The organism is Chryseobacterium sp. SN22 (assembly GCF_008329705.1).
Lineage (GTDB): Bacteria > Bacteroidota > Bacteroidia > Flavobacteriales > Weeksellaceae > Chryseobacterium.
In genome coordinates, this window is the sequence record NZ_VTSX01000013.1 from 100,406 (window position 1) to 126,317 (window position 25,912).

General features: G+C 41.3%; 23 protein-coding genes and 2 tRNA genes. 13 read left to right on the plus strand and 12 right to left on the minus strand.

What is annotated here, in order from left to right:
- Positions 1-37: 37 nt before the first annotated feature.
- Positions 38-1,168, plus strand: a complete 1,131-nt coding sequence (locus tag FY557_RS10500; RefSeq protein WP_149247207.1) for an alpha/beta hydrolase — start codon at positions 38-40, stop codon at positions 1,166-1,168.
- 369 nt (positions 1,169-1,537) lie between these two features.
- Positions 1,538-1,705 carry a bacteriocin-like protein gene (locus tag FY557_RS20625; RefSeq protein WP_410495895.1) on the plus strand — a complete coding sequence of 56 codons (168 nt, stop codon included), beginning with the start codon at positions 1,538-1,540 and terminating at the stop codon, positions 1,703-1,705.
- 14 nt (positions 1,706-1,719) lie between these two features.
- On the opposite strand, the gene menC is transcribed toward FY557_RS20625, so the two are convergent.
- Positions 1,720-2,724 (minus strand): o-succinylbenzoate synthase, encoded by a 1,005-nt coding sequence (gene menC / locus FY557_RS10505; RefSeq protein WP_149247208.1) that lies wholly within the window; start codon positions 2,722-2,724, stop codon positions 1,720-1,722.
- The gene (gene fbp, locus FY557_RS10510) at positions 2,724-3,740 is read right to left on the minus strand and encodes a class 1 fructose-bisphosphatase (protein WP_149247209.1); all 1,017 of its coding nucleotides are present in this window, start codon (positions 3,738-3,740) and stop codon (positions 2,724-2,726) included. The genes menC and fbp overlap by 1 nt, the downstream gene beginning before the upstream one ends.
- A gap of 315 nt (positions 3,741-4,055) precedes the next feature.
- Here fbp and FY557_RS10515 point away from each other — a divergent pair, with 315 nt between their 5' ends.
- From FY557_RS10515 to FY557_RS10545, 7 genes are all read left to right on the plus strand, one after another.
- Positions 4,056-5,294, plus strand: a complete 1,239-nt coding sequence (locus tag FY557_RS10515; protein ID WP_149247210.1) for an aspartate kinase — start codon at positions 4,056-4,058, stop codon at positions 5,292-5,294.
- A 22-nt stretch (positions 5,295-5,316) separates the two neighbouring features.
- Entirely contained in the window at positions 5,317-7,158 is a 1,842-nt protein-coding gene (locus FY557_RS10520; RefSeq protein ID WP_149247211.1) for a lysophospholipid acyltransferase family protein, read from the plus strand.
- Between the two features lie 97 nt (positions 7,159-7,255).
- Positions 7,256-7,328, plus strand: a tRNA-Phe gene (locus tag FY557_RS10525).
- A 118-nt stretch (positions 7,329-7,446) separates the two neighbouring features.
- Positions 7,447-7,519 (plus strand) — tRNA-Phe (locus tag FY557_RS10530).
- Between the two features lie 135 nt (positions 7,520-7,654).
- A complete protein-coding gene (locus FY557_RS10535) occupies positions 7,655-8,830 on the plus strand; it encodes a thioredoxin family protein (RefSeq protein WP_149247212.1) in 1,176 nt (391 codons plus the stop codon).
- A gap of 3 nt (positions 8,831-8,833) precedes the next feature.
- Entirely contained in the window at positions 8,834-9,466 is a 633-nt protein-coding gene (locus tag FY557_RS10540) for a DUF3575 domain-containing protein (protein WP_149247213.1), read from the plus strand.
- Positions 9,467-9,470: 4 nt separating this feature from the next.
- Positions 9,471-9,677, plus strand: coding sequence for a hypothetical protein (locus FY557_RS10545; RefSeq protein WP_149247214.1), 207 nt, complete (start codon positions 9,471-9,473; stop codon positions 9,675-9,677).
- 84 nt (positions 9,678-9,761) lie between these two features.
- Here FY557_RS10545 and FY557_RS10550 read toward each other — a convergent pair whose 3' ends face one another.
- Positions 9,762-10,973, minus strand: a complete 1,212-nt coding sequence (locus FY557_RS10550) for an exo-beta-N-acetylmuramidase NamZ domain-containing protein (protein WP_149247215.1) — start codon at positions 10,971-10,973, stop codon at positions 9,762-9,764.
- 4 nt (positions 10,974-10,977) lie between these two features.
- Between FY557_RS10550 and FY557_RS10555 the strand changes: the two genes are divergently transcribed.
- Both FY557_RS10555 and FY557_RS10560 read left to right on the plus strand, forming a co-directional pair.
- Positions 10,978-12,207 (plus strand): ABC transporter permease, encoded by a 1,230-nt coding sequence (locus FY557_RS10555; RefSeq protein ID WP_149247243.1) that lies wholly within the window; start codon positions 10,978-10,980, stop codon positions 12,205-12,207.
- Between the two features lie 329 nt (positions 12,208-12,536).
- The gene (locus FY557_RS10560; protein WP_149247216.1) at positions 12,537-13,520 is read left to right on the plus strand and encodes a PLP-dependent cysteine synthase family protein; all 984 of its coding nucleotides are present in this window, start codon (positions 12,537-12,539) and stop codon (positions 13,518-13,520) included.
- 57 nt (positions 13,521-13,577) lie between these two features.
- Here the strand turns inward: FY557_RS10560 and FY557_RS10565 are convergent, their stop codons facing one another.
- From FY557_RS10565 to FY557_RS10575, 3 genes are all read right to left on the minus strand, one after another.
- A complete protein-coding gene (locus FY557_RS10565) occupies positions 13,578-14,105 on the minus strand; it encodes a YcxB family protein (protein WP_149247217.1) in 528 nt (175 codons plus the stop codon).
- A gap of 115 nt (positions 14,106-14,220) precedes the next feature.
- The gene (locus tag FY557_RS10570) at positions 14,221-14,523 is read right to left on the minus strand and encodes a chaperone modulator CbpM (RefSeq protein ID WP_149247218.1); all 303 of its coding nucleotides are present in this window, start codon (positions 14,521-14,523) and stop codon (positions 14,221-14,223) included.
- A gap of 3 nt (positions 14,524-14,526) precedes the next feature.
- Positions 14,527-15,447: a DnaJ C-terminal domain-containing protein gene (locus FY557_RS10575; protein ID WP_149247219.1), complete on the minus strand. Its 921-nt coding sequence runs from the start codon at positions 15,445-15,447 to the stop codon at positions 14,527-14,529.
- Positions 15,448-15,540: 93 nt separating this feature from the next.
- Here FY557_RS10575 and FY557_RS10580 point away from each other — a divergent pair, with 93 nt between their 5' ends.
- Entirely contained in the window at positions 15,541-16,776 is a 1,236-nt protein-coding gene (locus tag FY557_RS10580; RefSeq protein WP_149247220.1) for a dicarboxylate/amino acid:cation symporter, read from the plus strand.
- Between the two features lie 392 nt (positions 16,777-17,168).
- Here FY557_RS10580 and FY557_RS20345 read toward each other — a convergent pair whose 3' ends face one another.
- The 3 genes from FY557_RS20345 to FY557_RS10595 all read right to left on the minus strand — a co-directional run bounded on the left by FY557_RS20345 (position 17,169) and on the right by FY557_RS10595 (position 19,612).
- Positions 17,169-17,360, minus strand: a complete 192-nt coding sequence (locus tag FY557_RS20345; protein WP_228451770.1) for a GIY-YIG nuclease family protein — start codon at positions 17,358-17,360, stop codon at positions 17,169-17,171.
- Positions 17,361-17,455: 95 nt separating this feature from the next.
- Complete coding sequence (locus FY557_RS10590) at positions 17,456-17,839, minus strand: DUF779 domain-containing protein (protein ID WP_149247221.1); 384 nt, start codon at positions 17,837-17,839, stop codon at positions 17,456-17,458.
- Between the two features lie 243 nt (positions 17,840-18,082).
- Positions 18,083-19,612, minus strand: coding sequence for an aldehyde dehydrogenase family protein (locus FY557_RS10595; RefSeq protein ID WP_149247222.1), 1,530 nt, complete (start codon positions 19,610-19,612; stop codon positions 18,083-18,085).
- A 183-nt stretch (positions 19,613-19,795) separates the two neighbouring features.
- On the opposite strand from FY557_RS10595, the gene FY557_RS10600 reads away from it, so the two are divergent.
- Entirely contained in the window at positions 19,796-20,722 is a 927-nt protein-coding gene (locus tag FY557_RS10600; RefSeq protein ID WP_149247223.1) for an AraC family transcriptional regulator, read from the plus strand.
- 465 nt (positions 20,723-21,187) lie between these two features.
- Here the strand turns inward: FY557_RS10600 and FY557_RS10605 are convergent, their stop codons facing one another.
- The 3 genes from FY557_RS10605 to FY557_RS10615 all read right to left on the minus strand — a co-directional run bounded on the left by FY557_RS10605 (position 21,188) and on the right by FY557_RS10615 (position 25,911).
- A complete protein-coding gene (locus FY557_RS10605; protein ID WP_149247224.1) occupies positions 21,188-22,516 on the minus strand; it encodes a hydroxymethylglutaryl-CoA synthase family protein in 1,329 nt (442 codons plus the stop codon).
- A gap of 650 nt (positions 22,517-23,166) precedes the next feature.
- The gene (locus FY557_RS10610) at positions 23,167-25,680 is read right to left on the minus strand and encodes a M1 family metallopeptidase (RefSeq protein ID WP_149247225.1); all 2,514 of its coding nucleotides are present in this window, start codon (positions 25,678-25,680) and stop codon (positions 23,167-23,169) included.
- 12 nt (positions 25,681-25,692) lie between these two features.
- Positions 25,693-25,911 (minus strand): hypothetical protein, encoded by a 219-nt coding sequence (locus FY557_RS10615; protein ID WP_149247226.1) that lies wholly within the window; start codon positions 25,909-25,911, stop codon positions 25,693-25,695.
- Position 25,912: the final 1 nt, after the last annotated feature.

Genomic DNA, 25,912 nt, shown 5'->3' on the forward strand with positions numbered 1-25,912 from the left:
GGCTAGCTAAAAACCTTTACTCAAATTAGATATCAACATGGCTGTCTATATCCTCAGCAATAGAAAAATCGTCCGTCATAAAGGCGAAAGAGCCGACTCTTTTTCCAACGATGAATATTCAATTCCCAATTTCAGAATTGCCAGATGCGACTTTGAAGATTACCAGGAACCTACTGAGGCAGCACGGAAGAAGAAAGATTATACCAACCGGAATATTTTAGAGTATACCCTTTTCTCGGAACCTGAAAAGCAGGGCTATCAGGAAGTACTGGACGTGCTGCTGGCTGAAAAAAGAATTAAGGAATCCCCATTAACGGCAGACAACCTGGGCGGAACCCAGAGAATGTTCTATGAACTTTACAAAAATAGGTCTTCCACAAAAGACAGGAGTGATGTAATGATCTTCATTCATGGGTACGCTTACGATTTTGATGATGAATTAAAAGCCATCGCCGCTCTAAAAAAAATCTTTATCGATCATCCGGCATCGCCTGTAGAACATATCCTTTTTATCAGCTGGCCGGCTTCAGGCAGCATCGTTCCGCTGACGTATTTTGATGATAAAGCGTCCAGCATCAACTCCGGAACTTCACTGATGCGGCTTTTTTATTTTTACACCCAGTTTCTGAAAGATGTTTTCTCGAACCGCGATCTGGCTCCCTGCAACCAGCGGATTCATATCATGGCCCACTCTATGGGAAACCGCGTGCTTCAGAGCATGCTGTACAGTTTAAAAAAGGAAAATATCCTGCGCGTGATCGATCAGGTCTTATTGCTGAATTCGGATGTGAGCTATAAGGTCTTTGAAGATTCGGAGGATTCTTTCAGTAAACTTCCTCTGTTGGCGAACCGGGTTTCCATTTACCTGAACAGGAAAGATTTGATTCTCGGCGTTTCCCAGTTCACCAAAAATATCCTGACGCCAAGACTTGGAAAAAACGGGCCAAGCAATATTGAGCACTTAAAAGATATCGTTTCCATCATCGACTGTACTTTCGTGGAAGATGACATTCTGGATTCTTTCAAATTTGAGGCCGGAAACCATTGGGGTTATCTTTCCAGCTCGATGGTTCAGAACGACATTTTCCAGAATCTTAACGGAATCGACCGGAATCTCATCACCAACAGAATAAAAAATAACGACTATACATTTACAATAAACTATTAGCAAGCGGCTTTCATCAGAATAGTAAATATCACCAATTGTTGATAAATTATGGTACCATAGTATGGCATAGAGATTGTAAGCTCACTCACTATAAACATCAGGGAAAGACAAAATTTATATCATGGAAAAAGTAAGAACCAGGTTTTCTTCTTTGTTACAATACATTAAGAAAGCAATTTTCATAAAAGACGTGATTTAATAGGAGCTTATTAAGTTTAAAATACAAGCGATTTATATTAGTTATAGTAAATAGCAGTTTTTTAATTAAATAACTATATAATTTTAATATCTGTTAAATACGTTGAATTCTTTGCAAATATCCAAAAAGATTTTCATATTTACATCACCAATCAATAAATTGAATGTTCTATGAAAAATCTAAAAAAAATCAAAAGAGAAGAATTAAAAGCAATTAAAGGAGGTAGACCTCCTCTTGGATGCAATAGCTGGAATAATACGGCCATGTGTTGCAGGTCGTGGGATCCTGATTATTGTGGTAAGACAACTTGCCCTGACTCACCTCCTCCCGCATGCTAATGAATTCTTCTCGTTTACGTTCTGAACCATAACAATTCACCTTGGAGGTTGAGATGCGATTCAAAATTATTCACAAATAAAGCTCCGGTTCCCAATCCTTGCGGCATGGGGCTTTTTTTTGTAAAAGTATATTGGGCAATGGCATTCAGACCGATATTGCTTTCCAGTGCGGAAGTAATCCACCATCCGATCTTTTGTTCTTCAGCCAAGGAAATCCATTCATCCGAACCCTTAAAGCCTCCAATAAGAGCAGGCTTTAAAATGACATATTGCGGCTTTACGGTTTCCAGCAGTTTTTTCTTTTCATTAAAATCCGTAATTCCTATCAACTCTTCGTCTAGCGCGATTGGCGTCGGCGTTTCTGCACTCAATTCAGCCATATCTGTTATACTTCCCGCTTTGATCGGCTGTTCAATGGAATGAATCTGTAAATCTGCCAGCTGTTGCAGAACGGTTTTAGCTTCATCTTTATTAAATCCGCCATTGGCATCCACGCGCAGTTCCAGGATTTCCTGTGAGAATTTTTGCCTTAGTTTTTTCAGAATTTCATGTTCCGATTTCCAGTTTACTCCGATCTTTAATTTAATACAATGAAATCCCTGATCCAGCTTGTCGCGGATCTGCTCCTCCATATAATCAATACTGCCCATCCAAATCAGTCCATTAATGACAATCGGCGATCTGCCTTCCGTAAATTCACTTGGAAAATAAACAGGTCCGCCATGTTTCAGGTTCAGCATGGCCTGCTCGTACCCGAACCAGATGGAGGGAAAATCTTTTAAGTGCGTTTTTAAAAATTCATGATCATTCTGAATATTTTTGCACAGCCACTGAAGCTTTTCTTCGTAATCCGGCCGGTCATCAAAACTCAGTCCCCTGAAAACAGCGCATTCTCCCGTCCCTTTTTTCCCGTTTTCCGAAACTTCGAGGATAAAGGTTTCCTTTTCATACAAAACGCCGCGAGATGTTCCACTCGGGCGTTTGAATTCCAATACATATCTGAAATATTCTGCTCTCATTATTTTACACTGTCGATTCGCATAAATTCTTCCGCTTTTTCCACCATATCAATGCTTCCGCAGAAAAAAGGAATCCTTTGGTGAAGCTCAGTCGGTTCTATCTCCAGAATTCTCCTGAAACCATCAGTTGCTTTTCCTCCAGCCTGCTCAGTAATAAAAGCTACAGGGTTACATTCATATAAAAGTCTTAGTTTTCCGTTCGGAGCCTGCGAATAAGAAGGATAAATATAGATCCCGCCCTTCAGCATATTCCTGTGGAAATCGGCAACCAGCGAACCGATATATCTTGAAGTATACGGCCGGTCCCCTTCTTCCATCTGGCAATATTTGAGATAATTTTTTACGCCCTGTGGAAACTTAATGTAGTTTCCTTCATTGATAGAATAAATTTTCCCGGTTTTCGGAAAAGTCATGTTCGGATGGGAAAGGTAATAGGTTCCCAAAGAAGGGTCCAGCGTAAAACCGTTCACTCCGTTTCCTGTGGTATAAACAATCATGGTAGACGAACCGTAGATGATATATCCTGCTGCAATCTGATTGACCCCTTTTTGTAGAAAGTCCTCCAGCTGCACCGGAGTTCCCGGCTCGGTAACCCTTCTGTAAATAGAAAAAATAGTTCCGACAGAAACATTCACATCAATATTTGAAGATCCGTCCAAAGGATCAATTAGCACGACATATTTGCTTAAGTGTCCGTTTTCCCCGCATTTAATGTCAATAAAATCATCATTTTCTTCAGAAGCAATTCCGCAGACAACCTCACGCTGAGACAGAGCCGTAATAAAGATTTCATTCGCGATCACATCCAGTTTCTGCTGCTCCTCCCCCTGAATATTCTGGTTGCCGGCATCACCGGCGATATCTACGATTCCTGCTTTATTTACTTCTCTGTTTACCACTTTAGAAGCCAGTCTTATTGCGCTCAGCAGTCGGGAAAATTCTCCGGTTGAATACTGGAAATCATCCTGCTTCTCAATAAGGAACTCCCCTAAAGTCTGTAATGGTTGCTGTGACATATTTTTCTTTTTACGATTTCCTCAAATTTCGTAAAATTTATCACAATTTAAAAGAATTATTAATAAAAGCCCCTAATACCCTGTCTGTAAACTATATAAACATTTACATCAGCCTAAAAAGTAAACCTTATCATAAAAATCCTTTCCCTTTTTAGTGATGCAGGATGAATAATTGACTGCTGTTATTAATTTTTAATAAAATCTTAAGGCTGTGAAATTCATGGGCTATTTCATATCTCGTTGTAAATTTATAATTTTGAGCCCCGTAAAATATTCCCATAATTTTTATCTAACAATTTTATTATTAACAAATTAATGAAAATTTTCAAGTTTGGTGGAGCATCGGTAAAGGATGCTGAAAGCGTAAAGAACGTGTCTATGGTTTTAAAAAGCCAGGGATTTGCCAAATGTTTGCTGGTAATTTCAGCGATGGGCAAGACGACGAATGAGTTGGAAAAAGTGGTGGAACTTTATTTCAGGAAGGATAACTATCAAACAGAGATTGAAAAAATAAAACGGAAACACATTGAAATCGCAGAGGGCCTGTTCCCGGAAAATCATGCTGTTTTTGCGGAAATCAATTTATTTTTTGATGATATTGATTCTTTCCTGCGCAGAAATAAGTCTCCGAATTATAATTTCGTCTACGACCAGGTCGTAAGCTGCGGAGAAATGATTTCCACGAAGATCCTGAGCGAATACCTGAACGAAATCCAGTTTACCAACCAGTGGCTGGATGCCCGGGATTACGTAAAAACCGACAATTCGTACCGGGAAGGGGTTGTAGACTGGACAAAAACAGAAGAATTTATTTCTAACCTAAATAAAGAAATCTGCTACGTTACCCAGGGTTTTATCGGGTCAGATGAAAACAATTTCACCGTAACACTGGGAAGAGAAGGTTCCGATTATTCGGCTGCTATTTTCGCTTATTGCCTGAATGCAGAAGCCATGACCATCTGGAAAGATGTACCGGGCGTAATGACAGGAGATCCGAGAAAGTTCAAAGATGTTACCCTGCTTTCCAATATTTCTTATGAAGAGGCCATCGAGATGGCTTACTACGGGGCGAGTGTAATCCACCCGAAAACGCTGCAGCCGCTTCAGCAGAAAAATATTCCTTTCTATGTAAAATCTTTTGTGGATCCCACAAAAGCAGGAACGAAAGTCGGGGCTTCAGAAAAAAACCAAAGTGAGGAATCATATATTTTAAAGGAAAACCAAACTCTGCTGAAAATCTCAACAAGAGACTTTTCATTCATTGCAGAAGATCATATGAGTTTAATTTTCGGATATCTTTCCAAAAATAAAATCAAGGTTTCTTTGATGCAGAATTCTGCTATTTCCCTGGCTTTATGCCTGGAAGATAAATTCAACCAGGTAGATGAGCTGAATGAAGAACTGCAGAAATCATTTAAAACCGAAATCGTAAAAAATGTATCTTTATTCACCGTAAGGAATGCTAAAATAGAGAACATAGATCAATTTTACCAGGAAAAAAGTGTATTATTGGAGCAGATTTCGAAGAATACGCTTCAAATGGTAACACAATAAAACTAATTACGACTAAACACACATGAGTTTAATTTCGAAAAACGATTTAATTAAAGCTTCCGGCTTACATAAGATAGGATTTCTGAAAAATCCTGTAGCTTCTGCTGTGATGAGCATTGCCAAGATCAACGAAGTAAATAAATTATACAATAAACTGAAAGATAAGGAAGGTAAAGACTTTTTCGACTCATTTGTGAGAGAGCGTAATTTAAGCTATATCGCTTTTGAAGAGGATCTGGCCAAAATTCCGAAAACGGGGCCGTTTATTCTGGTTTCCAACCACCCGCTGGGTGCGATCGACGGAATCCTGATGTGCAAGATCTTATCGGAAGTGCGTCCGGATTTTAAGGTGATGGGAAATTTCCTCCTGGAAAAGATCAAACCGATGGAACCATATGTTATTTCCGTCAACCCTTTTGAAAACAGAAAAGGCGCATACAGCAGCTCTTCCGGAATGCGTGAAACTCTAAAGCACCTTCAAGACGGCGGCTGTGTAGGGATTTTCCCGGCAGGGGAAGTTTCCAACAAAAACAACCCTTATGGCGAAATACTGGATAAAGACTGGGAGAAACCGGCACTGAAACTTATCCGAATGGCTAAAGTGCCGGTGGTTCCTATGTATTTCCATGCAAAGAACAGCAGGATGTTTTACCAGGTCGCAAAGCTGCATCCCAATTTACAGACCGTGATGCTTCCTGCGGAGATGATGAAAGACCGGGAAAAACCGATCAGGATCAGGATCGGAAAGCCGATTACGGTAAAAGCCATGGACGACATGGAAACGATCGAAGAGCTGGGGGAGTTTCTGAAACGTAAGGTTTATATGATGCAATCTTATTACGAAAAGAGGAAATCGCTGGCGCAAAGCATCAATCTTAAAAACTTATCGGTAAAGTTCCCTTTGTTAAAAGAAGAGAATATTGTCCAGAACATCATTGATGAAACACCGAAAGAAGATATTTTAAAAGATATTTCCAAGCTGAAAGGGACAGATAAAATGTTTTTCAGCAACGGGAATTACGAAGTCTACTTTACCACTTACGAGGAGATTCCTTCGATCATGAGGGAAATAGGACGTCAGCGTGAACTGACTTTCCGCGCTGTAGGCGAAGGCAGCAACCTGCCTTTCGACCTGGATGAATACGATAAGCATTACCATCATCTTTTCCTTTGGGACAGCGCTGCGGAACAGCTCGTAGGCGCTTACCGGATGGCTTTGGGTAAAGAAGTGATGAAAAAATCCGGAATCAGGGGATTCTATACCAGTTCGCTCTTTGAATTCGAGCAGGACATACACCCTTTTTTCAAAAAAGTGATTGAAATGGGCCGTGCCTATATCTGCCAGGAATACCAGCAGAAACCGCTTCCTCTCTTTCTTTTGTGGCGGGGGATCGTGCATGTCTGCCTGAGAAATCCGGATCATAAATTCCTGATGGGAGGTGTAAGTATTTCCAACAAATTTTCGGAATTCTCAAAATCGCTGATGATTGAGTTTATGCGGTCGAATTATTATGATTCCGCCGTGGCCCAATATATTACGCCGAGAAATGAATACAAGGTGAAACTCAGAGACCGGGACAAGCATTTGTTTTTCGAGGAAATGGAGTCTGATTTAAATAAACTTGATAAAATCATAGATGATCTCGAACCGGAGCTGAGACTGCCTGTTTTAATTAAAAAATACATCAAGCAAAATGCAAAAGTAATCGCTTTTAACGTCGATCCGAACTTTAACGATGCGATTGACGGGCTGATGTACATCCGGATAAGTGATCTTCCTGAAAGCACCATTAAGCCTGTATTGGAAGAGATGAGTGAGCAGATCCGCAGGGAACAGGAAAATAATCCGGTTGAAAATCAGTAGGTTTTTAGGTTTTATTAAAAAAAGTAGTGTTAATACTTGCTTCATATACGAAAACTTACTACTTTTGCATCACTTTAAAACAACGAAGTACAAGAATGGTTTCTTAGCTCAGTTGGTAGAGCAATGGATTGAAAATCCATGTGTCCCTGGTTCGATTCCTGGAGAAACCACTTAGAAAAACCACCTGTAAAAAGGTGGTTTTCTTTTCAAACTTGTTTTAAAATAAACCTTGCAGGATTTAATAATTATTATTATTTTTGCACCACTTCTAAAATGAAGTACAAGAATGGTTTCTTAGCTCAGTTGGTAGAGCAATGGATTGAAAATCCATGTGTCCCTGGTTCGATTCCTGGAGAAACCACTTAAAGTCATCTCATCCGAGGTGACCTTTTTTGTTTTTGACGGAATTTTTGTTAAATGGTGGTTAATATAACATCAATCACAAATCTTTTATCTGAAAATAAGTATCTTCGCTTTTTGAAATTTCTATTTAAGAATGAAGAAGATTGTCTCCGGTTTATTTTTATTTTCTGCAATAGCAGCCTTTGCCCAGGAAGCCATCCAGTTTCAGGATCTGCCTTTTAAAGATCTCATTGCCAAAGCAAAAAAGGAAAAGAAAATTGTTTTTCTGGATGCCTATGCTTCCTGGTGCGGCCCCTGCAAAATGATGGAAAGAAGTGTTTTTACCCAAAAGACAGTCGGAGATTATTTCAATGCCAATTTCGTAAATGCGAGATTTGATATGGAAAAAGGAGAAGGAAGGGATATTGCCGCCAAGTATGGGGTAAGATCTTACCCTACTTACCTGTTCCTGAACGGCGACGGCGAACTTGTTTCGCAGAATTTCGGATATATGGAAGCAGGCATGTTCCTTACCATGGCCCGGGAGGTCAATTCCCCGAACAATAAAAAAGGCTCATTGAAAGAACGTTTTGCCCAAGGTGAAAAAGATCCGGAATTCCTGGTCAACATTATGAAGCTGAATTCTTCTTCGGATTATCCTTTTGCCAAACAGGCCTCCGAAAGGTATTTTGAAAACAGGAAAAAAACGGAGGAATTTACAAAAGATGATGTGGGATTGCTGTTGTATTTCTTAAAATCAACCGAAGATAAAAATTATAAGACTTTCGTAAACAGGAAAGCAGACATCATCAAATTTTTACCCGAAGAAACCTATAAAGAGTTTGACAGCCAGATCAAATTGGGAAAAATCGTGGAACAATCCATTGATCCGCAAAGCAAAAAGATCAATGACGATTATTTCATAAAAAATGCCGAACCTTTAGTCGGAAAGCATGATGCGGAAATAAAGCTCAACCAGACCAAATTAAGCTATTATGAACAGAACGCTAATTTCCCCGAATACGAAAAAGCGGCTCTTGCCTACTATAGAAATTCAGAAGCCTTTGAGCCCAATGAACTTCTGAAGGCTGCCTGGATGTTTTCTGAGCATATCAAAACCCCATCTTCCCTTAAAAAAGCAGCGGAATGGGCAGAAAAATCCGTCATGAGAAGTGAAACCTCCGAAAACACCTATATTCTTGCCAAGCTCTATCATTTGACGGGAAACAGGGAGATGGCAAAAACATATGCCGAAATGTCTAAAAACATAGCTACCCAATCACAGAAGGATTCCACTTTAGCTGATGAATTATTGAAACAACTGAAATAACGAATGTCAAAAATTAAATTTATTACAGGATTTCTCACCCTGTTTTTATTAGGAAACTTAAAAGCTCAGGAATTGAAGCAGCCTGCTGAAAAAAGCGTATATGTGAAGGGGAATGCTTTATTTATCCCTATTGGAATTGTCAATCTGGCGCTGGAGCATCAGATCACTAAAAAGATAACAGTACAGGGCGATGTGTTTATTTCCCCTTGGAAATCTTTTGCAGGACACGAGCTGCAGTACTACTCCATCTCATTGGAAGGAAGGTATTACTTTAACGAAGCTTTTAAGCATTTTTACGTCGGAGCCAATATTGCAGGATCACGTTTTAACGTACAGAAATGGAACTACTGGAATGACAATGTCGGCGTTGATGAGGAAACAGGAATTGTCCGAAAAAATTCAGACCTTTACCAAAAGGGATATTCGGTGATATTCGGGGTTACCGCAGGATACCAGTTTAAAGTTTCGGACCGTTGGAACATCGACCTTTATGGAACGGTAGGAACTTCCCAGGATTTTTACAAAGGATACGACCGCTCGAGAGGCGACCGTTACGATAAAGCAACCGGCTATAACAAAAGCGGTGAAATCATTCCGTACAGAGGCGGTGTGATGATTTCTTACAAATTAAAATAAACTCATGAAATTATTCGGAAAGAACCATATCATTATTTGTGTTATCACGTTTGCCATTCTTTTTCTGATGAATTACCTCGGAAACGATCAGGCGGACAAGCTTGAAAGAGCCCTGATGATTGCCGGAGCAGGCGTTATCGGGCTGTCCATTGGTTTGGTCATCATGAACAAAGGAAAAGATGACAAGACCCCGCCACATAATTTTGACTGATATAAAATGAATAGTCAATGGTCAATTCGCTGTTGCTAATCAATTGACAATTGACTGGCGACGCCAAATTAACCATTGACCTTTTTATTTTTCATAAACTATATATTTCTCCCTAATCTTTTCAAAGGCTTCCAGATCGGATTTCCAGGATGCTTTAATCCCGGAGACTGATTTTCCGGCAATAATCTGCTTCCTCAGTTCATCACTTCCGGCCAGCGTATCAAACCAGTAATTTTTTCCCGCTGCAGGCTTCAGGAAAAAATCCAATTCCGGATTTCTGTAATTTTTAAAGGCTTTCACCAGCCATTCCATATTCAGTTCCCTCAAATCTCCCTTATAGTTCGAAAGGTTTTCACCATAACATAATTTTCCGTTTAAAAAAGGGTCTTTTGCGCCGGCCGTCGGTTTTGGAGTAAACGGGTAAGGCAGGCTTCTGGTCCAGGGCGAACCATAGATCTGAAACGGCAGATCCGTGCCCCGGCCTACGGAAACCTGGGTTCCCTCAAAAAAACAAAGGCTGGGATACAGATTGATCGACCGGTCATTCGGCAGGTTGGGTGAAGGCCTGTCCAGCATTGGGTAACGTCTGGTTTTATGGTAATTTTTCATTGGGATCAGGGTATATTTTGCCTGGACCTTATTTTTAAGCCAGCCTTCGCCATTCACCATTTTCCCGTATTCGCCGATGGTTAAACCGTACACAACCGGAACTTCATGCATCCCGACAAAGCTGGTCCATTTTTTCCTTAAGACGGGTCCGTCCGTATAACCGTCATGCGGATTCGGGCGGTCCAGCACGATTACCTCCACCTTATTCTCCGCTCCGGCTTCCATCACATACGTTAAAGTGGAAATGTAGGTATAAAAACGGACGCCGACATCCTGAATATCAAACACGATTACATCAATCCCCTTCAACTGTTCAGCACTTGGCTTCTTGTTGTTGCCATAAAGGGAAACAATAGGAATTCCGGTTTTTACATCAATCCCGTTTTTTACCTTTTCCCCGGCATCCGCATCTCCCCTGAAACCGTGCTCAGGTGCAAAAATGGATTTGATTTTAATTCCGTTTTTTACCAGAAAATCCACCACATGCGTCTTGTCGCTCATCAGCCCGGTCTGGTTGGTCACGACACCAATGGTCTTGCCTTGCAACAAGGGCAGATACAGGGCAGGCTGATCCGCTCCGGTTTTAAAATCATCTTTATGGTGAACCTGAGAATAATATTGATTGAATACTCCTAAAAAAATTAGGCAAATAAGAAGTAAATTTTTAATTTTGAAATCTAAATTCATCGTCTTGAGCTTTCCTTTATATTTTTCCAAAAAAATAGCGTTTTCCAAAGATAACAAAAATAACCTATCGCGGGTGATCATCTTTATCGGCAGGCTTTCTGTGGCTTTGGGAATCATCGTTTCACTGATCACCGTTTCCACGGGATTCGGTTCCAAGAAGGCGATCAAGGAAAGACTGGCCGATTTCAGCGGGCATATTACCGTGCGGTCGACCCGGTCCAATTCTTCCTATAATACTTCGGTACTGGATAACCAGGGGCTGGACCTGAAGAAAATCAGGGAGCTGCCGGATGTGGCAAGCGTCCAGAAATATGCTACGGTAACCGGGATCATGCGGAATGAACATAATTTTGCCGGCATTATCTTCAAAGGTGTCGGAAAGGATTTCGACAGCCTCAGATTCAAGAAATTCCTGACCGCCGGAAGTTCGCCGAAAGTTACCGAGAAAGGATACTACAACGGCGTGACGATTTCGCAGAAGATTGCCAACGATCTTCATTTAAAAGTAAAAGACAGCATTGTCACTGTTTTCTCCAAAGCAGACCAGAAACCCATTTACAGGAAATTTGAAGTGGTCGGAATCTACAGGACCGATATTAAAATGATTGATGACCAATTCGTGCTCGGCGGAATCAACCATGTCCGCAAAATCCAGGATATGAAACCGGATGAAATCGGCGGACTTGATATTTTCTTTAACAACGTGAACGATACCGACCGGAACCTTCCGGAAATCGAAAAACTGATCGGCTATAAAAATTACGCAGAAAAAGCCACAGAAAAATTCCCGCAGATTACCGACTGGATCAGTATTTTCGATACCAACATTGCACTGATCATTATCATCATGCTGATTGTAGTCGTTATCAATATCATCATGGTTCTTCTTATCCTGATTATTGAGCGGACGAATTCCATAGGCCTACTGAAAACTTTAGGAGCCAGCAATGCACAGATCAGAGCAACTTTCATCAATTATACGCTGATCATTATGATTCCGGGATTATTGTACGGAAATGCCATCGGTCTTGGATTAATTTTCATCCAGAAGATTTTTGGGGTGATTAAATTAAATCCGGAGAATTATTACGTAAGCACTGTTCCGGTAGATCTCAATCCGATTGCCATTATCTCCATTTCTCTTGGAATCCTGCTTATTTCCGGTCTGGCTCTTATCGTTCCAAGCTATCTGATCAGTAAAATTTCTCCGGTAAAAGCAATCAAATACAATTAGATCAATTGTGAATAGGGAATTCTACTTCAAAAAAGATGGACCAGTGACTCACAGAAATTGACCACTGGCATTAAAGGTTGACGGTGAATTATCAATTCATTTCATTCACGATTTTATGATTGATATTGTCGAATTCAGGTATCGAAATAAAAAAGCGGCGTTACGAATTTTTTAAAAATTCATCGGAGCTAAATAAATTATCATAAATAATTAATTGACCATCTTATATCTATGATGCAAGATTACATTTAATTTGTCTTTTTGATGATGTGCAAGTCATGATTAATTATCTGAAAGCCGTATCTTTGCGCGTGCTTTAAAAAACATTTATGAAATACGCAAACAACATCCTCGAAACTATCGGAAATACGCCATTGGTGAAACTTAATAAGGTTTTAGGCGAAGATTTTCCGGCATTGGTTTTGGCAAAGGTGGAAACATTCAACCCGGGAAATTCCGTGAAAGACAGAATGGCCTTAAAAATGATTGAAGACGCCGAGAAAGATGGAAGATTGAAACCCGGAGGAACCATTATCGAAGGAACTTCGGGAAATACAGGGATGGGGCTGGCCCTTGCCGCTATTATCAAAGGCTACAAATGTATCTTTGTTACCAACTCCAAGCAGTCTAAAGAAAAATGTGATATTCTCCGTGCGGTGGGTGCTGAAGTTATTGTATGTCCGACCGACGTAAAACCTACCGACCCGCGTTCTTATTATTCCGTTTCAAAAAGACTGGCTAAAGAAACGGAAAACGGATGGTATGTCAACCAATATGATAATTTATCAAACAGAGCGGCGCATTATGAATCTACCGCTCCTGAAATCTGGGAACAGACGGAAGGGAAGCTGACGCATTTTGTAGTCGGTGCCGGAACGGGAGGTACGATTACAGGCTGTGGTAAGTTCTTCAAAGAGAAAAATGAAAATATTAAAATCATCGGTGTTGATACCTACGGTTCGATCCTGAAAGAAATACACGAAACCGGAGAAATCAAATTAGAAAACGCTTACACTTATATTACCGAAGGGATCGGAGAAGATATTCTTCCCGAAAACTACGATATGTCGGTGATCGATCATTTTGAGAAAGTAACTGATAAAGACGGTGCCGTTTACGCCAGAAAACTGGCGAAGGAAGAAGGGATTTTCTGCGGTTACTCGGCAGGAAGCGCTATTGCTTCTATGGTTCAGATGAAAGACCAGTTCACGAAAGACGATGTGATTGTGGTTCTCCTTCACGACCACGGTTCCCGGTATGTCGGAAAAATCTACAATGATGAGTGGATGAAAGAAATGGGCTGGCTGGATTAGTCAGCTTCTATGATAAAATAAAACTCAGAGTATTTTGCTCTGAGTTTTTTGTTTTTATTATGGGATAACGTTTTTCTTAATAACCTGTTTTAATGTGCTGTACTCTTTTTCGCTCATTGATTTCCGGGGAAACATATAACTGCATTTTCCTTCAAGCACAATACATTCATTGTTACTGTCAAAATATTCAAAATCCTTCCATTCGCTGGTTTCTTTTTCGCCATCGATATTTACGGTAAAGAACTGATCATCAAATTTTATCTCATATATCCCGCATTTTTCAAGCTTGCCCAGATAACGGTGAACCTGCTTTTTCCAACGGGAAACTTTGTTGATGCTGACAGAAAGGAAAACGGCACACAGTAAAAACAGAAAACTCACAAAATACAGGATTCCCGCTTTTTCCTGAGTGAAATCGTTCCTGAAAATAAAGACGATCAGCAGAATAATCCCTACAACAATCGTTGTAATGGTTTTTCCCCTGGTAGAAGACGAAAAAAACAGGCTTCCCTGATTGCCGTTAAAATAGATCTCTTCAAAGTCCTGCCTTCTCGGTTTTAAAACAATTCCCTTTTCTTCGCTCATATTAATTATTTCTGAATACAAATCTAATTGAAAAATTCAGAAATCCCCTCCTGATTTTAATGTGATTGTATTTAAGGTAAACAATTCTTATTTCTATCAATCAACCATTAGCAGATTACTCGTCTTCGTATCTGTTGCTGATCATCGAAAGCCGATTCATCAGCTCACGGTTTCTCTGTCTGAGGTCTTCCATTTTTTGAAGCATATCATGGATCACTTCCAGTCCCGGAAGATTGATGTCCAGGTCGTAATGCCAGTTGGTAAACCTTTCGAAATTCGGCAGGTCTTCGTACATCAGGTAACGGACTTCATTTTCGGTCTGGATATTCAGCAGGCCGGAATCCACCAGTTCATCAAAAAAAGTAATTTCGATATTGTATATTTTTACGAGTTCTTCCCGCGATATTCTTTCACTCATGGCTTAGGAATTTTTAAGTTGTTCGAAAAGTTCTTTCTGCTTATCGGTAAGATCAGTCGGAAGTTTTACTTCATAGGTCACAAACAGGTCGCCGGACTGCCCTTCCTTTTTGTATACCGGGAACCCTTTGCCTTTCAGCCTTACGATCATGCCATTCTGGGTTCCGGGTTTTACTTTCAGGTTGACGCTTCCGTCTAAGGTATTCACGTTTACATCACCGCCCAAGACGGCAGTATAAAGATCGATTGTAACTTTGGTTTTCAGATCATCCCCTGCCCTTTCAAAATCCGGATCAGCCGGAATCGTAAAGGTAATATACAGATCCCCATTCGGACCTCCATTGAAGCCGGGTTCACCATGGCCTTTCAGCTTGATCTGCTGTCCGTCATGGACCCCTGCCGGAATTGTGATCCTTACTTTTTTACCGTTGATCTCGAAAGTCTGCGGATGGGTGGCCGCGGCATCCCTCAAACTCAGATTCAGTTCTGCATACACATCCTGTCCTTTGAACTTTCCGGATGCACTGCCCCGGGAACTTCTTCCGAAACCGCCGCCTGCTCCGCCGAACATCCTCTGGAAAAAGTCTGAGAAATCTTCACCTTCGCCAAAATCGGTACCGGAGAAACCGCCTCCGAAGTTTCCGCCCTGGTTATGATATTGTCTTTGTTGCTGTTGCTGTGCTTTTTCGTATTCTTCTCCGTGTTTCCAGTGTTCGCCGTATTTATCGTATTTGGCCCGGTTTTCCGGATTGCTGAGGACCTCATTGGCTTCGTTGAGCTCCTTAAATTTCCGTTCCGCTTCCTTATCATTAGGATTAAGGTCCGGATGCAGCTTTCTTGCCAGTTTACGATAGGCTCTTTTGATATCTTCCTGGGTTGCGTTTTTGTCTACACCCAAAATGGTATAGTAATCTATATAAGCCATAGAAACAATTTTTCTTGAAATCAACAAATTTGAGACCGAAACCGACAGCCCTCATATTAAAAATTACTGCTATCTTTGATCAAAAAGCGACCTATGAACCAAGTTCTGAAAAACTACTCCGGAATTTTACTCCTGCTCCTCGGAATTACGATCGGAAGCATCATCGGAATTGTTGCTCCCGGCATGGTGGAATACCTGAAACCATTAGGAGATATTTTCCTGAACCTGCTTTTCGTAAGTGTCGTTCCACTGGTATTTTTTGCCGTTTCCAACTCCATTGCTTCGCTCGAACAGCAGTCTAAGTTCGGAAGGATTATGTTGGTGATGGCCCTTACATTTCTATTCTTCATCGTAACGGCAGCCGTATTTACCATTGGCGCAGTATACCTTTTTCCGGTTTCAGGAGTTTCGGGAAGCCGTGAAATTGTTGAAGAAGCTGCCAATACCGACAGTTGGGGCGACAGGATCGTCGGATTCTTTACCGTCGGGGAATTTACCCAGCTTTTTTCCAGGCAGAATATGCTGGCCCTTCTGATTTTTTCTTTTATGACGGGTTTTTCTGCCAGGAAAGCAGGAGAGAAAGGACAGGTCTTCAGGTCGTTTATCGCATCGGGTTATGAAGTGATGAAAGAACTGCTCCTGATGATTATGAAAGCGGCTCCCATCGGGTTGGGCGCTTATTTTGCCTACCAGGTCGCTACCTTGGGACCTCAGCTCTTCGGGTTTTATGCGAGGCCGCTGGGATTGTATTATGTTGCCGGAGTGGTTTACTTCCTTGTATTCTTTTCACTGTATGCTTTTATGGCCAACGGAAAAACGGGGATAAAAAGTTTCTGGACAAATGCTCCGTTTCCGACCCTTACCGCTTTGAGTACCTGCAGCAGTTTTGCCACCATGCCGGCGAATTTACAGGCGGCATCCAACATCGGGATTCCAAGCCAGATTTCGAATATTGTCATTCCGATCGGGACAACCCTGCATAAAAACGGTTCGTCGATGTCGTCGATCATCAAAATTTATGTAGCGTTCCTGATTATCGGGAAGGATTTTTTTGATCCGATGAACCTGCTGCTGGCTTTGGGGATTACGATTTTTGTCAGCATTGTTGCCGGCGGAATTCCGAATGGCGGTTACATCGGGGAAATGCTGATGATTTCGGTGTATCAGCTGCCACAGGAAGCAGTTCCGGCCGTAATGATTATCGGAACCCTGGTGGATCCGCTGGCAACGGTACTGAATGCCGTGGGACAGTTGGTGGCTTCGATGTTTGTGAGCAGGTTTGTGAAGGTGGCTTCGAGTGCCTCAGCCACCGTCAAAGGCAGTTATTAATAAGAACTTCAAATAACAGACATCGCTATCTGCAAATCAGTACTACTTATAAAAAGTATAGGCATCAGGAATAGCAGTCATTAATAAGAATTTCAATGCTTATTGGGAATACGGGTTATAATGATCGTACCATCTTGATAAATGCCGGATATTAAATAATGGATTAGGAGGATTATTAAAATTTTAGGTATTGCCGATCTATTTACGGGTGGCTGAGGTTCTTGAAGCCACCGTTGATAAAATCAAGTATTTTAAACTAAAGGAAACTGTTTCAAGGTAAGACCTATTTATTTTCGAGATCACGATAAGCTTTAGATAACGGCGGAAGAAGATCAGGATCATCATTGATCAATGCCTCTTTCTTTTTTCTGCTCCAACCCTGAATTTGCTTTTCACAATAAAAAGGCATCGGCAATGTTATCATATTGTTCACAATAAAGAAATTTAACAGGCAACCGCTTTGCTGTATGTTTTGAGCCCTCTCCTTTTTGATGTTGTAGCAGACGCAATTCCAAATCTATTGTACTACCCGTATAATATGAGCCATCGCAACATTGCAGGATGTACATGTATCCTTTTTTCATATGTGTGTTTTTTAAATATTTGGCTAGTGGTTTTTTGAGAGCCTCAGCCATCATACCAAATTAGTTTAAAATTAAATCAGAGAAAATTATTAATTTTATTCACTCCGCTTCACCGGCTCCAGGTTTTTGAGTTCTTCGGGAGTGAAGAGTCTGTAGATAACCTTAAATGTTTTTCCTAACGGAGTTTCCAGTGAAAATCCGCCGGGACCGAAGCCATCGGTGACGTCTAAGGTGAAATGGGAATATTGCCAGTATTCGAAGAGGTCACGGTCGATCCAGAATTCGTGATCGTGGATGGTTCCGATCATGGCATCATTCATTCTCGGGAAAAATCCGCCTTTCTCAAAACACTGCGGCTGGGTTCCTTCACAACATCCTCCTGCCTGATAGAACATCAGGTCGCCGTATTTTTTCTCCAGCTCCCAGATGACTTCCAATGCTTTCTCGGTAGCGGCGAGCCTGGGTATTTTATTTTGCATAATCTTGTTTTTTAGGAATTAAAGTAATTCTGATCACAGATGGTAAATCCTGCCTAAAGACCAACCCATCATCACGGTGAACAGGATCCCGAAAGTTCAGCTAACGACCTGCAATGTTTGCGTGAGGGATAGGAAGGGGCCGCTTAAAGCGGCGTGCATCGCACCGGAACGAAGTGGAGCCCTGGATAGCCCGACCGTTTCCCGTTGCAAGACGGGAAACGGGCACGCCATCATGTATTAAAATTAAAAGAAACCAAGTTTGTTTTTGTTGTAGGAGATCAGCATGTTTTTGGTCTGACGGTAGTGGTCAAGCATCATCTTATGGTTCTCACGTCCGATTCCCGACTGTTTGTATCCTCCGAAAGGCGCTCCCGCCGGATAAGAATGGTACTGGTTGACCCACACCCTTCCCGCCTGGATCTGACGCGGAACATTGTAGAGCTGGTGCGCATCCCTGGTCCAGACCCCTGCGCCAAGCCCGTAAATGGTATCGTTGGCAATTTTTACGGCGTCTTCCTCATCTTTAAAGGTCGTGAACGCAAGTACGGGCCCGAAGATTTCTTCCTGGAAGATCCTCATCCGGTTTGTTCCTTTGAAGATCGTCGGCTGGATATAATATCCGTCTTCCAGTCCTTCCCCTACGTTGTTCACATCTCCTCCCACAAGCACTTCCGCGCCTTCTTCTTTTCCTAATTTAATATAAGAAAGGATTTTGTCTTTCTGGATCTGCGAGGCCTGTGCACCCATCATCACGGTTTTATCCAGCGGGTTTCCGACTTTAATGGCTTTCACCCTTTCGATCACTTTGGCGATGAAGGCATCGGCAATGTCTTCCTGAACCAGCAGTCTTGACGGGCAGGTACAGATTTCCCCTTGATTTAAAGCGAAAAGTACAGCTCCTTCAACGGCTTTATCCAAAAATTCATCGTCGGCATCCATGACGGAACTGAAGAAAACGTTCGGGGATTTCCCGCCCAGTTCCAGCGTTACCGGAATGATATTCTCCGTGGCATACTGCATCACCAGGCGCCCGGTTGCCGTAGAACCTGTAAATGCAGCCTTATTCACTTTCGGATTGGTTACCAGAGCCCTTCCGAGTTCTGCACCGAAACCGTTAACGATGTTTACCACTCCCGGAGGAAGAAGGTCGCCGATCAGCTCCATTAATACCATGATGGAAACCGGGGTGCTTTCAGCCGGCTTCAGAACCACACAGTTTCCTGCCGCCAATGCCGGAGCCAGTTTCCATACGGCCATTAAGATCGGAAAATTCCATGGAATGATCTGGGCAATAACGCCAAGCGGTTCGTGGACAATCAGGGAAACGGTATCTTTATCCAGTTCGTTATGGGAACCTTCCTCAGCCCTGATGACGGAGGCAAAATACCGGAAATGGTCCACCGCCAGCGGAATATCGGCTGCCAGGGTTTCCCTTACCGCTTTACCGTTGTCGATGGTTTCGACGGTGGCAATGTATTCAAGATTCTGCTCAATCCGGTCGGCAATTTTATTTAAGATGATGCTTCTTTCGGTTGAAGAAGTATTTTTCCAGGTTTCAAAAGCTTTTTCAGCAGCATTTACGGCCAGTTCAAGGTCTTCTTTGGAAGAATGGGCCGCCTGGGTGAAGTTTTTACCGGTTACCGGGGAAACTACATCAAAATAATTTCCGTTCGCCGGTGCGGTAAACTGCCCGTTGATATAATTATCATATCTGCTTTTAAATTCAGGCCATTGTAATACCGTTTCCGATTGCTGTTGTGTTGTAGTGCTCATAATTCGTACAATTTTTAATTTTTATATCCACCAAATTACACTTCCCTGTGATATTTGTATAGCACAATCGTATAAAAAAACTTCAAAATCGTATTGGGCATTTGTTTTTTATGGTTTCCTTAACAAATTGATCAGCAGATATTTTCTATATTTGATAAAGAGGCCCATCTAAATCTTTAGGAAATGAACAGCAACAAGATTTTATTAGAAACTCCTGAACTAAAAAGGGAAAACCAGCTGCTGAGCCTGGTTGAAAACCGGACGACCTTCAATCTGAATAACTGCGAATTCAGCATCTATGAGACGCATCAGGCCGCTTTTGGGGTAAAGCTGCATTTTGAAACCATTGCTTTTACTGCCATGCTCCGCGGGAAAAAACATATGAAACTGGATCATAAAACAGGCTACTTCGATTATTTTCCGGGAGAAAGCGTTCTTGTATCGCCGGGTGAAACGATGGTGATTGATTTTCCGGAAGCTGATGAAACCCCTACCCAATGCATTTCGCTGAGCCTGAACCCCGAATTTATTGAAGATTCCCTTAATTATCTCAACTACAATCTTCCGAAAACCGACGAATCCTCCCACTGGAATATCGGGCCGGATGAATATTATCTGTTCAACAATACTTCCCTTGCCTCTGCTACCAACAACATTATGCGGATTGCCATGGATGATAATTCCCAGAAAGATATTATGGCCGATTTTGCACTGAAGGAACTGCTGATCCGGCTGATGCAGACTCAGGCCCGGGGTATCGTGGAAAAGAACAGGACAAAGAATAAATCAAGAATCGGTTTTGCGGTGGATTATATCAAAAAGAACCTGCACCAGAAGCTGTCGGTAGAAAGTATTGCTAAAATGGCTTACGTCAGCAAATCGAATTTCTTTAAGATGTTCAGGGAAGAGCTGGGAACTTCACCGAACGATTTTATTTTACAGGAACGGATCAGCCGGGCCAAAGAACTGCTGGCCGACCGGAACAGCATCAAAGAAACTGCTTTCCAGACCGGTTTTTCGGATACGAATTATTTCACCAGGGTTTTTAAGCAGCTGGTAGGCATTACTCCGAAAAGCTTTCAAGATAAAACGTACAGAGAAGTTTTTTAGGGTTCTGATTTCCCTTTATATTAACGTGAACTCAGGACAGAAACGGAATGAAAAGCTGGATGCGGAAGTACCCTCATTTAAGATATTTCGATGGATCCTGCATGCCAAAATGATTTTTCTGCCTTGGGCGAAGGAAAACTTTATTAAAATTCCTAATCATTTGTATTTTTCGTTAGCCTTTTTAAACTACCGAAAAAAATTAAATACGATCTAATTCAAGTTATATTACCTGCGATTCTCTAATACCATATCAAGTCCCCAACGGGATGGACAAGCGGATATCGCTGTGCAAAGGTTTAAACAAAGTAAAATATGTGCAGATCTGTGGGAGATTAAAGTCATAAAATTAGAACATAAGTCAAAAAAAATGCAGGGGAAAGCTTTGAATTTTAAATTAATCAGGATCAGTTGGTTCTACATAAAAGACCGGAACTCATTGAATTCCGGTTTTTATTTAAGCTCAATTTATTTTTGAAAACCGTAGTACCGGGCTCCTTTTAACACCGGATTTTCAAGTTCTATGGATTTCAGTCCGAAACCTTTGTAGTTTTCATTCACTGAATTTTTTAACTTTTTCCGATGAAGTTTTTCATAGGTATCAAAGTCGATAGCGGTCCGGTTTTTCAGCGCTTCAAAAATATTCCATTTTTCAACGACTTTTTTCCAGTTGTCTGAAATTTTCCCGGCGAAGACTTTGGATTTCGAGCCGCTGCCATATCCCAGAAATCCGATTTCTTCACCCGCCAGCTCTTCATTTTCGTTGAATGAAGTCTGCAAAGCAGAAAGCAATGCCATAAAGATAGAGGCGGTATACATATTCCCGATCTCGGAGGAAGCCCGCTGCGACTTTTCAATTTTTTCACTGATGAACTGAATATATCCTTCTGATTTTGCCGCTGCTTTTTGCTCTTCAGGTGTTCCGTACGGTAATCCGTTTTCCAGGCTGTAAATTTCCGTAAACACCCTTTTTCCATGAAAGGCATAGGGAAGGTGGAAAATAAGGTATTTCCAGTGTTCATACGGTTTTTGCCGGCCTGTAATTTCTTTATAATGGTTGTAAGCCTCCCTGATCCTGTCCTGATAACATTGGTTGGAATACTGGCCGTCGAAAACCGGCTCGTCGGTAAAGACTTCTATTTTATCTGGAAAACTTTCAGGAGCATTGGCTAAATTTTCCTTTTGAAAATGACGCCTCGGCTTAAAAAAATCAAAGACACTTTCTGTGGCTACTCCCCAATGGTTTTCGATTTCAAGAAGATCCGGTTTTGAGGAAATCAGTACCGCGACTGCACCACCACCCTGGGTATATTCCCCGGACGAAGCCAGCTCATATTTTGCATAATCACTTGCAATGACTACGGCTTTTTTATCAGGATTTGCCCGTACAAAATCCAGGGAATTGTGAAGCGCATCTACCGCACCGATGCAGGCGAACGTCATATCCACTACGTCACAGCTTCTAAACACCCTTGTACCGAATTCAGCTTCCAGGGTTTGTTCCACCATCTGCATGGCGTAGGAAGCAGTAGGTTTCGCAGCATCCAGGGCACTTTCGGTTCCGAGGTAAATTCTTGCTATTTCTTTCGGATTAAGCTGATAATCACTGATCAGTTTCAGCAAAGCTTCTGCTGCAAAGGTTGCCGCATCTTCATGGACATCGGGAAAACCCATTTTGTGAAGTCCCAGCCCTTTTTCCAGTTTCGCCGGTTCAATTCCTCTTTTTTCTGCCAGATCCTTGATTTCCAAATATAGTGAAGGTACATAGTAGCTTGCCGCCTCAATTCCAAAAGTCATATTGTTTATTTTAATACGAATTTAAAAAATGTAAACGTTTAATCATATATGATTTTTGTCTGATCTTTCACTTTTAGTGACTAAATCATATCTGCAAAGAAAAAAGTATGAGTGTGAAAGTTGGGAAGCCATGAATCAGAATGATTTATTTTGGAATAAGCTGTATTCCCAAACTTTGGTACCGGTATGAAAATACAGTTGCCTGATAATTAAAAAGGGCATCTTAATGAAAAAATGCCCAAGGTGTAAATTATTAATTAAATTTGTGTTCAGCTATAAATCATGAAAATTTATTTTTTCTATAACCCTTCCTATACTTACTGATTCCTAATTAAGCAATGGCTTTTAAAGAACATTACTATATTAAGATAAATTAGAGTCCGGAAATGTGATGGTGGGATTTAAATTTATGATTTTCATTGAATATCACAGGTTAAAAGTCATGAGAATCTTATCTTTAAACCGGTAAGGGACCCCTATTTAGTTCAATGACTATCGGTATTAATTTGACAGCTAAATTACATTAAAAAAACAGATAAATCAAACATTTTGTTAAAAAAATAAATTAATTTCAATTATAATGATTAAAATAAAAATAACCGCTATACACAATAGCGGTTATCATATTTAAATATAATTATTGCAGGAAATTATTTGAAATCTTCGATGGCTTTGTTAATGGCATCGATCTGTTGGTTAATGCTGGCAGCACTTTGCGGATTCTGTTTTAGGAGCTCCATTTTTCTGTTCAACCCTTCCTTCAGCATCTGGCTTATCATCATTTTAGCTTGCGGGTTATTCCCGATTTCTCCTTTGGCCTGCCCGAGAATCTTTGTAATATTTTCCGTAGCCTTCAGATTATCGGAACCCATAATCCAGTTGTATCCTTCTTCTGCGGATTTGCCCAACTCGGGATTCTGGAATTTGATGAAAGGATAGAAAGCAACCAGCTGGGTAATATTCTCCATCTGTGAAGTCACTTTATTTTTTACAATCACCGGCAGCAATTTGCTCATCAGGTCCTCAGAAGCATTTTTCAGGTCGATTTTTTCAGCCAAAGCATTTGCTCTGGAAGGATCACTGTCGATAATGGCACTTACCGAATTTCCTCTTACCGCATTGGAAACAGCGTTCAGTCCTTTTTCAAAAACAGGAATATATTTTTTATCCTTTGTTTTTGCCAGGGCTGAAATCGCCGCGGCCTGTACGAGGGTTTTAGGATCATTGGAAGCTAATTTTTCAACATCTGCGCCCATCGCCTTAAACTGTTCGGCATTGGAAAGGTCCATCATTCTTAAAGCTTTTATCCTTGTGCGGAAAAAAGGATCCTTAATTGCTGCGGCCAATAGTTTGGTGGCCGCCGGATTTTTGCCGACCTGATCTTTAATCCCGTTTAACGCTTCATATCTGCTTTTGAATTCTTTTGAACCCAAAAACTGCATCAGATTCTGTTCCGGGGTTTTGGTATCGGTAATCTCTGCTACCAAAATGCCGTCTGCATTGATGTTGATGAGATCCGCATTCTTTGAAACATCGAAATTAAATGTGTTTTTAGCTTCTGCATTTACCCATACCTTATATCTCTTCGGTTTACCGTTATCGTATACATCGATGGCCAATGGGAACTGGAACGGCTGTTCCTGGGTCTGCTCAATGGTAACGGCTACCTGCTTTTTCACAGGCTCGAAAGTGAACGAATATTTAAGCTTCGGGTTTCCGCTTCCGAAATACCACTGGTTGAAAAACCAGTTTAAATCTCTTCCGGAAATTTTCTCGAATGACAACCTCAGCTGATGGGCTTCGGCATTTCCGTATTCATAGGTTTTTAAATAATCATTCATTCCTGCGAAGAAAGCATCATCACCCAGGTAGTTTCTCAGCATATGAAGAATTCCGCCTCCTTTCTGATAGGTTACCAGATCGAAAACATCCTCACGGGAATCGTAATTAAACCTTACCAGATCCTTTTTGAAATCGCCCGGATTATGAAGGTACATGTTCACATCTGTCATCTGATGGTAATCCGCCTGGTCTTTGCCATATTTATATTCGTTCCAGAGGTATTCCGAGTAATTGGCAAAAGATTCGTTTACGGTAAGGTTACTCCAGCTTTCTGCCGTTACCAGGTCTCCGAACCAATGGTGAAAGAGTTCATGGGCAATCGTATCTTCCCACGTGTTTTCGTCAATCAGCTGTCCCGGCTTCTGCAGAATCGCACTTCCGTGGAGGGTTGCCGTCGTATTCTCCATGGCTCCGCTTACATAGTCCCTTCCGGAGATCTGCGCATATTTTGCCCAAGGGTAGTCGTAGCCTAATTTTTTAGAGAAAAACTCGATCATTTCCGGCGTATTGCCGTAGATCTGCTTTGCATACGGCTCGTATTCCTTCTCAATATAATAATCCACCGGAATATTTCTCCATTTGTCTTTTACAATGGCATATTCTCCGACACCCATGAAGAAAAGGTAGGTAGAATGCCTTTTATCCATTACCCAGTGATCGGTTCTCTGCCCATTTGTTTCTTTCTTAGAATCTTTTAGAATCCCGTTGGAAAGGGTAACATATTTATCAGGAACCGTCATGTAGATTTCCTGGGTGGTTTTTTGGTTGGATTTATCGATGGTCGGGAACCAGGCCGATGAAGATTCCGTTTCACCCTGCGTCCAGATCTGGGTTGGCTTATCCGGATCTTTTCCCTGGGCATTAATAAAATAAAGCCCTTTGGCATCGTTAATGGCTGCACTTCCCTCCTGCTTTACTTCGTTGGGACGTGCCGTATACTTGATGTACACCGTATAATCCTGGTTTTTCTGATACGTTTTATCCAATGTAATTTTTAAAACATCGTCTTTATAATCATACTTTAAAGGAGACTTTTTGCCATTCGTTTCCAGAGCGACTTCATGAATGAGCATTCCTTTGGCATCCAGTGTAAGTTCGTTGGTCGGATAGAAGAAAGGGGCTGCCGTAAGCCACTCTTCTCCATTCATCTGTTCTTTCTGATAGTCGAAATTAACCTTTAGTTTTGTATGTTTCAGCTCCGTTACCTTAGTGTGGGTTGCCCTGTATACTTTTTCCCTGCCTGAGGTTTCGGTTTGCGCTGCTGCATTTGTGGAAAAGAAAATCCCACCCAATAAAGCAATCGATAAAATGGCTTTTTTCATGTATTTTAAAAATTATTTTTTTGTCAGAATATCAAAAATATCATTCACCAGGGTTTCGTAATCTCCCTTTTTGAACTGTTCTTTTGTTTTGGCAAAAGCTTTTTTCAGTTCGCTTTCCGGATTTTCATCGTCGATAATTTCCACAGAGTCTACGCCTTTCATCTGAAGGATGGCATTCTTCAACGCTTCAAGATCGGCGTTCGGTGCTGTATTTATTTTTAAATATTTCATT

Coding starts and splice junctions, on each gene's coding strand:
- fbp (WP_149247209.1), bottom strand. CDS start 3,740: ATGTCACAGCAACCATTACAGACTTTAGGGGAGTTCCTTATTGAGAAG.
- FY557_RS10515 (WP_149247210.1), top strand. CDS start 4,056: ATGAAAATTTTCAAGTTTGGTGGAGCATCGGTAAAGGATGCTGAAAGC.
- FY557_RS10590 (WP_149247221.1), bottom strand. CDS start 17,839: ATGCAAAATAAAATACCCAGGCTCGCCGCTACCGAGAAAGCATTGGAA.
- FY557_RS10570 (WP_149247218.1), bottom strand. CDS start 14,523: ATGAGTGAAAGAATATCGCGGGAAGAACTCGTAAAAATATACAATATC.
- FY557_RS20625 (WP_410495895.1), top strand. CDS start 1,538: ATGAAAAATCTAAAAAAAATCAAAAGAGAAGAATTAAAAGCAATTAAA.
- FY557_RS10600 (WP_149247223.1), top strand. CDS start 19,796: ATGAACAGCAACAAGATTTTATTAGAAACTCCTGAACTAAAAAGGGAA.
- FY557_RS10500 (WP_149247207.1), top strand. CDS start 38: ATGGCTGTCTATATCCTCAGCAATAGAAAAATCGTCCGTCATAAAGGC.
- FY557_RS10615 (WP_149247226.1), bottom strand. CDS start 25,911: ATGAAATATTTAAAAATAAATACAGCACCGAACGCCGATCTTGAAGCG.
- FY557_RS10580 (WP_149247220.1), top strand. CDS start 15,541: ATGAACCAAGTTCTGAAAAACTACTCCGGAATTTTACTCCTGCTCCTC.
- menC (WP_149247208.1), bottom strand. CDS start 2,724: ATGAGAGCAGAATATTTCAGATATGTATTGGAATTCAAACGCCCGAGT.
- FY557_RS20345 (WP_228451770.1), bottom strand. CDS start 17,360: ATGAAAAAAGGATACATGTACATCCTGCAATGTTGCGATGGCTCATAT.
- FY557_RS10605 (WP_149247224.1), bottom strand. CDS start 22,516: ATGACTTTTGGAATTGAGGCGGCAAGCTACTATGTACCTTCACTATAT.
- FY557_RS10560 (WP_149247216.1), top strand. CDS start 12,537: ATGAAATACGCAAACAACATCCTCGAAACTATCGGAAATACGCCATTG.
- FY557_RS10535 (WP_149247212.1), top strand. CDS start 7,655: ATGAAGAAGATTGTCTCCGGTTTATTTTTATTTTCTGCAATAGCAGCC.
- FY557_RS10550 (WP_149247215.1), bottom strand. CDS start 10,973: ATGAATTTAGATTTCAAAATTAAAAATTTACTTCTTATTTGCCTAATT.
- FY557_RS10520 (WP_149247211.1), top strand. CDS start 5,317: ATGAGTTTAATTTCGAAAAACGATTTAATTAAAGCTTCCGGCTTACAT.
- FY557_RS10575 (WP_149247219.1), bottom strand. CDS start 15,447: ATGGCTTATATAGATTACTATACCATTTTGGGTGTAGACAAAAACGCA.
- FY557_RS10565 (WP_149247217.1), bottom strand. CDS start 14,105: ATGAGCGAAGAAAAGGGAATTGTTTTAAAACCGAGAAGGCAGGACTTT.
- FY557_RS10610 (WP_149247225.1), bottom strand. CDS start 25,680: ATGAAAAAAGCCATTTTATCGATTGCTTTATTGGGTGGGATTTTCTTT.
- FY557_RS10595 (WP_149247222.1), bottom strand. CDS start 19,612: ATGAGCACTACAACACAACAGCAATCGGAAACGGTATTACAATGGCCT.
- FY557_RS10545 (WP_149247214.1), top strand. CDS start 9,471: ATGAAATTATTCGGAAAGAACCATATCATTATTTGTGTTATCACGTTT.
- FY557_RS10540 (WP_149247213.1), top strand. CDS start 8,834: ATGTCAAAAATTAAATTTATTACAGGATTTCTCACCCTGTTTTTATTA.